Source organism: Nocardiopsis sp. JB363 (assembly GCF_900143625.1).
Lineage (GTDB): Bacteria > Actinomycetota > Actinomycetes > Streptosporangiales > Streptosporangiaceae > Nocardiopsis.
Map to the genome: position 1 here is coordinate 1 of NZ_FRFF01000085.1, position 7,508 is coordinate 7,508.

The window sequence follows — 7,508 nt, forward strand, 5'->3', positions numbered from 1 at the left end:
TCCCACCCCCGAACGCGACCCCGTCCACCCCCACTGGCGGCTGCATCTGGTCGACCTCGCCGACGGCCACGTGGAACACCTGGGCGACCTGGGATGGGAGGCCCACGCCCCCACCTGGTGGCACGACGGCCGCCGATGGCACCTGTCCTACTTGGCCATGCGACCCGGACCCGACGGCGCCCAAGCCGTCCTGGACCTGATCCCCGGAACCGGAGCCGAACCCACCGACCTCACCGCCGACCTGGAACGCTGCCCCCTCGAACTCGTCCAGGCCGCCCAAGGCCCACCACTGGCCCTGTTCGCACACGGACTGGACACCGAACTGCACCGCCTGGATCCCTCCACCCGCACCTTCACCCCGCTGCGGCGATCCACCGGCCTACTGGAGTCCTTGACCTGCGACGACACCGGAACCACCGTGGCCGTCCAGGTCGCGACCCCCACCCACCCCCGTGAGGTGTACGCAGGGGCGGCCACCGCCACGCTCACCCGGCTCACCCACCTGCGGCCCGAACTCGAAGGCCTGGCCTGGGGCGCTCAGGAGCGCCTGGCCTACCGCGCTCGCGATGGCCTGGAACTGGACGGGCTACTGGTCATGCCGGTGGGCCTGCCCCCAGAGGAGGGCCCGTTCCCGATGGTGACCTGGGTGCACGGGGGCCCCTACGGCCGTTTCATGGACCAGTTCACCCTCAATGCTCATGCCCCCGCTCAGTGGTTGGCCCACAGCGGGTACGCGGTCTTCCTGCCCAACCCGCGCGGTGGTCAGGGCCACGGGCGCACCTTCGCCGAACGGGTGATCGGCCACCTGGGAGCGGGGGAGTGGACCGACATCCTCGACGGCATCGACCTGCTCGTCCAACGGGGCGTGGCCGACCCCGACCGTCTGGGGATCGGCGGGTGGAGCCACGGCGGAACCATGGCGGCCTGGGCGGTGGGGCACACCGACCGGTTCCGCGCCGCCCTGGTGGGCGCCGGAGTGAGCGATTGGGGGATGTTGGCCGCCACCGGCGAATACGGGGCGGCCGAGGCAGGACTGAGCGGCAGCATCGGCTGGGAGGGCATCGGACCACATCCGCACGACGCGGTCGGCCCCATCTCCTTCGCCTCGCACATCACCACCCCGGTACTGATCGCGCACGGGCGGGAGGACACCAACGTTCCGGTGGGCCAGGCCCTCTACCTGCACCGGGCCCTGCGTCACTTCGGAGTGGAATGCGAGTTCGTGACCTATCCCGGCGCCGGGCACGGCCTGCACACCTCAAGCCACCAGGCCGACCTGCTCGAACGCACCCGGGCCTGGTTCGACCGGCATCTGGCGTCCCGGGCCTGAACGGGGCCGGCCTCGCACGCGGGTCGCTCTCAGAGCAGCATGGCCAGTTGGCGGGCCTGGGCGACCAGGGTGCCCTGACTGTCCCAGATCTCCATGTCCTCCTCGTGCAGACCATGGGAGAGATGCTTGGTGAACACCCGACAGGCCAACCAACCGGGCGCCGGACGGGCGCGCACGTGGGTGCTCAGCTCCACGGTGATCGTGCTGAACTCACCGATCTCCAACACCGCCGGGACCGCGAAGTCCACCATGGCGGGCAGGGAACGCGTGTCGGCGTCGCGGCCGTCGGCGAAGCGCATCCAGAACTCCACCTCGGGGCGACCGTCCTTCTTCCCGTCCAACCAGGCGGGGCGTTCGGGGTAGCGGTAGTCGACGCGCCGGGCGATGGAGACCCCCTCCGCGTCGCCGGAGAACTCGGCCGGCACCACGCACTTCTCGGGGGCCGGCAGCACAGGCGGGCCCTGAAGGTGCAGCTCACGGCCCTCCACGCTCAGGTCGCCGTAGGTGGCGGTGGCGCGCAGGATCTCCTTGCCGCCCTGCTCGACCACGACGGCGCCGGTGGCCGTGCGGCGCCCCTCGCGGATGGTCTCGGTGCGCAGGTTCGCCGGCCCGGGGGCGGCGGGGCGCAGGTAGAAGGCGGAGACCGCCAGGGGGTCGGGCTGGGCGAGGGTCTGGCCCAGGGCGTTGAGGGCGGTGCCCAACACGTAGCCACCGTTGGGGTGGGAGGTGAAGGTGGTCCACCCGTCGGTGAGGGTGGCGGTGAACCCGCCATCGGCGCCCTTGTCGACGCGGGTGTCCCGGTCGAACTCGTAGTCCTGGGCTGGGTGATCTTGGCTCATACCCATATGTTACCGGCGAGTAGATCGACTGACCACAACAACCAGAATCCTCTTCGGTCATCCGGTGGCGACTCCATTCCCACGGAGCCACCACCGGATGTGATGTTCACCCCTCGAACGTGCCCCCGGTCAGTCCCGGGGCATCAAGACGAAGGTGAACCCGGCGACCGTCGAACGACGCAACGAGGCCTCGCACTTGACCCGAGACCGCACTTCGTTGCGGCTCAGCCCCAACCCTTGGGCGATGAGACGATCACGGCGCACCGGCACCGGATCCCGAAAGCGGACCCGGATTCGAACCGGCCACTGTTCATCGAACCCGGTCTGTGGGACCTCCAACCGCCAGGCCCCCTCCCAGTCCAGGTCGAAGCGATGACGGCGGGCCATGAGCGGATCCAACAACCAGGACGCCACCGCCCCCGGATCGTTGGCGAGGTAGCCGTCGAGCGTCGCCGGATCGAAGGACCCGACCGCCGCCCGCTCGTGCACGGTCAGCTTGCTCGTGTGATCACACGCGAGACAACGAACCAACAGCCACACGTCCAGCAGCTTGCCATTGGCGTTGACACGGAACCTGCCCTGGCCGGTGGTGAACGACCCGGCCCGACAGTCCGGGCACCGCATCGACAGCAGCGGCAACCGGGTACGACGAACCACCCAGGGCAGCACGATATGAGGTTGAGAAGACACAGCACTCTCTAGACCTGACACGAGGCCGATTACGCGCGGCCTCGAACGCTGATTCACCAGGCTCGCGAGAGCAGCCCGGCAGAGCCGACACCAGGGCCGGCTTCAAGAAAAGCGAAAGATGTCAGGTCTACAGAGCAGGCGGGGTCAAGCGGATGTCCTGTCCTCACGGTGACGAGTCCCGGGCAATCTACAAGGACACCGGTGCCGGGCTCAAAGGGTTTTCCGGGGACGGGGCCCGGCCCAACCGGTGGCTTCGGCCGCCATCGACCACACACTCGACCCAAGTGTGGCCATCCGGCTGGGCTTCGCCGAGAGGGGCACCCAGGTCAGCCTGCTGCCACGCTGGGCGAGCCCGCTCGGCCCCATTCGGTCGCGCCCGTTCAGTCCCGGCGGCGCCGGGACCCGTCGTTGTACTGGGTACCGATGATGTCCCCCTGGGCCTGCGCACCACTCATGTCGATGTGGTCGCCCTTGTGCTCGTGTACACCACCGTGCACGTGCCCGGCCTGGATCACGAAGCTGCCACCCCCGATGTCACCGGCGGTGTTGATGATGGTGTCCCCGCCCCGCTGCGGAGCGACCTCCTCCAACAGGGCGCGCAGCTCGGTCGCGGCCTCGGGGTCCTCGCGCAGCAGACGGCGCAGCCGGGTCTTCCACTCCTGTTGCACGTCCTCCAGCAGCGTGGAGTCCTCCTCCAGGTCCGTGCGGGAGCGCTCCAACTCGCCCAAGGCTTCCTGCTTCTTGGCCGCATCTCCCTTGAACAGGCGGGTGACCCAGGCCTGCACCACGGTCCAACCGCCCTTGACCATCTCCTGGGTCAACACCTTGGCGCCCTCTTCGAACAACTCCACCGCGTCATCCTCCACCGTCGTCACCAGGACCCTCACCGACCCGGAAAGCCCCACGAATAAGACACGGTAGCCCGCCGATCGGTTCCGCGTCGGGTCTGGGGAAAACCGCTTCCGGCAACAGCGAGACCACTGTTAGCGTTCATCGGCGCGAAGCCGAGAGTCGGCCGAGGCAGACCGAGATACGGGTGATTCGATGACCGTCAGGACCGGTGCCGCCACGAGCAGCGCCCACAACGTCCACGAACACCGGGCCCTGAGCTGAACAGACGACGGGGCCCCACGAACAAAGGTCCTTGAGTTGTCCGACTCCACACGCACCTGGTCCACCCGACCCGAGACCGACTCCGACATCGGCACCGTCCACGCCATCAACGCGGCGGCCTTCGACACCGAGGCCGAGGCCGATCTGATCGACGCCCTGCGCGCCGACGCCCTGGCCTGGATCGAGGGTCTGTCGATCCTCGCCCAGACCGACGAAGGTCGAGTGGTGGGCCACGCCCTGTTCACCCGCTGCCACGTCGACGGCGCCCCCGCACTGGCGTTGGCCCCGTGCGCGGTCCTGCCCGCCTTCCAGCGCACCGGTGCCGGTTCGGCCGCCATCCGTACCGGGCTGGAGAGCGCACGGCGGATGGGCGAGAACCTCGTCCTGGTCCTGGGACACGCCGACTACTATCCAAGGTTCGGGTTCGCCCCGGCCTCCGGGTTCGGTGTGCGCGCCCCCTTCGAGGTGCCCGATGCGGCCATGATGGCGCTGGCGTTGGACCCCTCGCGGCCCACACCGCGCGGGACCATCCGCTACCCGGACGCCTTCGGCGTCTGACCCATCACGCGTCCCCGCCCCTCCCCGGGGCGGGGACGCCTTCGGCCTGCGCGTGGTCGACCACGACGGTGGGGAACCCCACGCGGGCCGATAACGTCGGATAGGGGACACCGGGCGAGAGAGGGACCATGAGCGGCAAACACGGGCAGAGCATGAACCTGGGTCTGGGGGTGGGCCTGGGAGTGTGCTTCGGGCTGCTCTTCGACAGCGTGGCCATGGGCATCGCCTTGGGCGTGGTGTTCGCGCTGTGCTTCGGCGCCTACGGGTCCAAGAAGAACCAGGGCTGACCCCGGGCCCCGCTCTCACCCCCACGTTCCCTCAAGGCACGGCCAGGCTCTCCTCCACCAGCAAACGCTCCGCCACCCGCTCGTACAGCAACGACCGGTTGACCCCGAGCATGGCCGTGTTCTCCTGGTCGATGGTCACCGCCAGCGCCCGCACGTGCGGGAACAGGTCGTGCACCCGCAACGCCTGGGTGGCCTTGACCCGGCTGGCCAACCCCCGACGACGGTGGGCCGGCATCACCGCGGTGTCGTGCTGATCGGCCACCACACCACCGGTGACCGTGCACACGGTGGCCGCCACCACCTGATCCGACATGCGATCCAGCGCCGCGCCCACCACCAGCCGTGAACCGTCCTCGGTGATCTTGCGTTCCCACTCGCGCACCTGGGCCGGACCCCAGGAACGGGCCACCATCTGCAGCGCCGCTCCGGGCGCGTCCAACAGATGCCCCATCACCCGCCCGAACGAACGCACCAAGGCCTCGGGGGCGGGCCCCTCCCAGTGGGTGAGCCGATAACCCCGCGCCGGGGTGGCCGCCAACGACCAACAGCGCCGCAACGTGACCTCGTCCAGGTACTGCTTCTGCAACTCCAACCGCGACAGGGTGCGCAGGTAGGGGCTGGCTCGGGCGAAGGGCTCACCGGGTTCCCCGACCAACACGGTGCTCTGGAACCGGTCCATGCCCAACACCCGGGCCTGCTCGACCACCGTCTCGCGCAACTCACGCCCCAAACCCTCACGGCGGGCCTCCGGCGCCACGAACAGGCGCAAGAACCCGATCCGTGCTTCGTGGGGTTGCCTGCGCAGCTCGGCCACCCCCACCACCGGTTCCGCGGCCGACAGGCGCCCCGCCCATCTCCACCCCTCACCGGCCCGCTGTGAACGCAACCGCACGGCCAGGTCCTCGGCCCGAGGGGCCCCGCCTGACAGCTCACCCTGCCCGGCGGTGAAGATCATGGTCCAGGCGGCCAGATCAGGGTGGGTGGCCGCGACCGGGTCGAAGGGTTCCACGAGAGGACTCACCCCGACACCGTTTCACAACCGTCCCCGCGCTGTCCCCCTCTCACCAGGGGCGCGCCGCCAACAGGCTTCTCACCACCGGCACGACAGCCAGGTGAGCTCACCGTTTCCCGTGCGTTACGACAGGACACCTCCCCGTAACACCCGCTTCCTACCGTCGGCTACGACAAGTAGCCCTCGAACAGGAAGGTACCGGTCGTGACCGCTCGCATCGCCGCCCCCGCCCAACGCACCGGACCCGGCTGGATCGCCCACTGGGACCCCGAGGACCGCACCTTCTGGAAGGACACCGGACGCAGGCTGGCCCGTCGCAACCTGTGGGCCTCCATCGCCTCCGAACACATCGGCTTCTCGATCTGGTCCCTCTGGTCGGTGCTGGTGCTGTTCATGGTCCCCGAGCACGGCTTCTCCACCACACCCGAACAGAAGTTCCTCCTATTGTCGGTGGTCACCCTGGTCGGAGCCCTGCTGCGGGTGCCCTACACCCTGGCCGTGCCCCTGTTCGGCGGACGCGACTGGACCATCGCCTCCACCGCACTGCTGATCGTGCCCACCACCGCCGCGTTCTTCCTCATCCAGAACCCGAACACCCCGTTCTGGCTGATGCTGGCGCTGGCCGCCACCGCCGGGTTGGGAGGTGGCAACTTCTCCTCCTCCATGGCCAACATCAACTCCTACTTCCCCGAACGCGAGAAGGGGTGGGCGTTGGGGTTGAACGCCGGCGGCGGCAACATCGGGGTGGCCACCGTGCAGCTGGTGGGGTTGGCGGTCATCGCCCTGTTCACCACCTCGGCCGGATACCTGGTGCCGCTGTTCTACGCCCCACTGATCCTGTTGGCCGCCTGGTGGGCGCTGCGATCGATGAACAACCTGACCAACGTCAAAAGCGACATTCGCGGACAACTCTCGGCCATCGGTGACCGACACTTCTGGACGATGTCGGTGCTCTACATCGGCACGTTCGGATCCTTCATCGGCACCGGGTTCGCCTTCGGTCTGCTCCTACAGTCCCAGTTCGGACTCGCCCCCTTCACCTCCGCCGGAATCGCCGTCCTGGGCCCGGTCATCGGCTCCCTGATCCGCCCGGTGGGCGGCCGACTGGCCGACTCCCTGGGAGGAGCCCGGGTCACCCTGTGGGTGTTCATCGCCATGGCCGTGTGCGCCGGGGTACTGCTGCTGGCTGTCCAAGGCTCCCGACTCACGCTGTTCGTCGCCGCGTTCGCGGTGATGTTCACCCTCACCGGGCTGGGCAACGGCTCCACCTACAAGATGATCCCCTCCATCCACGCGGCCAAGGCCCAGGACGCCATCGCCGCCGGTCAGCCCCGCGAACAGGCCCTGGAACACACCAAACGCACCGCCTCCTCCATGCTCGGGCTCATCGGCGCGGTCGGTGCCCTGGGCGGGGCGGGCATCAACGTCACCTTCCGTGAGTCCTTCGCCGCCACCGGCTCCACCGCTCCCGCCTTCGCCGCCTTCGGGGTGTTCTACCTGGTGTGCGCCGCCATCACCTATCTGGTCTACTTGCGCCGCCCCACCCCCTCACCCACCACCGAGGTGGCCACATGACGACCACCCCAAACCCAGGGGCCATTCGCACCCACTGCCCCTACTGCGCCCTGCAATGCGCCATGGACCTGAACCCCACCCCCGACGGGACCCTGACCGTGCGC

Annotated in this window: 8 protein-coding genes; 4 read left to right on the top strand and 4 right to left on the bottom strand. The window is 69.0% G+C overall.

Features of this window, described 5'->3' with window-relative positions; all coding sequences use genetic code 11:
* On the top strand, nt 1–1,330 hold a 1,330-nt coding region (locus tag BQ8420_RS12865; protein WP_143847225.1), incomplete at its 5' end, for a S9 family peptidase.
* 29 nt (nt 1,331–1,359) lie between these two features.
* On the opposite strand, the gene BQ8420_RS12870 is transcribed toward BQ8420_RS12865, so the two are convergent.
* The 3 genes from BQ8420_RS12870 to BQ8420_RS12880 all read right to left on the bottom strand — a co-directional run bounded on the left by BQ8420_RS12870 (nt 1,360) and on the right by BQ8420_RS12880 (nt 3,734).
* Entirely contained in the window at nt 1,360–2,169 is an 810-nt protein-coding gene (locus BQ8420_RS12870; protein WP_087098742.1) for a thioesterase family protein, read from the bottom strand.
* A gap of 129 nt (nt 2,170–2,298) precedes the next feature.
* Entirely contained in the window at nt 2,299–2,838 is a 540-nt protein-coding gene (locus tag BQ8420_RS12875) for a DUF1062 domain-containing protein (protein ID WP_369825502.1), read from the bottom strand.
* A 401-nt stretch (nt 2,839–3,239) separates the two neighbouring features.
* On the bottom strand, nt 3,240–3,734 hold the full coding sequence (locus BQ8420_RS12880) for a hypothetical protein (protein ID WP_235006140.1): 495 nt from the start codon (nt 3,732–3,734) through the stop codon (nt 3,240–3,242).
* Between the two features lie 274 nt (nt 3,735–4,008).
* On the opposite strand from BQ8420_RS12880, the gene BQ8420_RS12885 reads away from it, so the two are divergent.
* Entirely contained in the window at nt 4,009–4,530 is a 522-nt protein-coding gene (locus BQ8420_RS12885; protein ID WP_087098736.1) for a GNAT family N-acetyltransferase, read from the top strand.
* A gap of 128 nt (nt 4,531–4,658) precedes the next feature.
* Nucleotides 4,659–4,817, top strand: a complete 159-nt coding sequence (locus BQ8420_RS32300; protein WP_200815916.1) for a hypothetical protein — start codon at nt 4,659–4,661, stop codon at nt 4,815–4,817.
* A gap of 31 nt (nt 4,818–4,848) precedes the next feature.
* On the opposite strand, the gene BQ8420_RS12890 is transcribed toward BQ8420_RS32300, so the two are convergent.
* Nucleotides 4,849–5,838 carry a GNAT family N-acetyltransferase gene (locus BQ8420_RS12890; protein WP_235006142.1) on the bottom strand — a complete coding sequence of 330 codons (990 nt, stop codon included), beginning with the start codon at nt 5,836–5,838 and terminating at the stop codon, nt 4,849–4,851.
* A gap of 195 nt (nt 5,839–6,033) precedes the next feature.
* On the opposite strand from BQ8420_RS12890, the gene BQ8420_RS12895 reads away from it, so the two are divergent.
* On the top strand, nt 6,034–7,404 hold the full coding sequence (locus BQ8420_RS12895; protein WP_087098738.1) for an MFS transporter: 1,371 nt from the start codon (nt 6,034–6,036) through the stop codon (nt 7,402–7,404).
* The last annotated feature ends 104 nt before the right edge of the window (nt 7,405–7,508 follow it).

What these genes read in the sequence shown, in the direction of transcription:
- BQ8420_RS12870 (WP_087098742.1), bottom strand. Translation starts at nt 2,169, where the DNA reads ATGAGCCAAGATCACCCAGCCCAGGACTACGAGTTCGACCGGGACACC.
- BQ8420_RS32300 (WP_200815916.1), top strand. Translation starts at nt 4,659, where the DNA reads ATGAGCGGCAAACACGGGCAGAGCATGAACCTGGGTCTGGGGGTGGGC.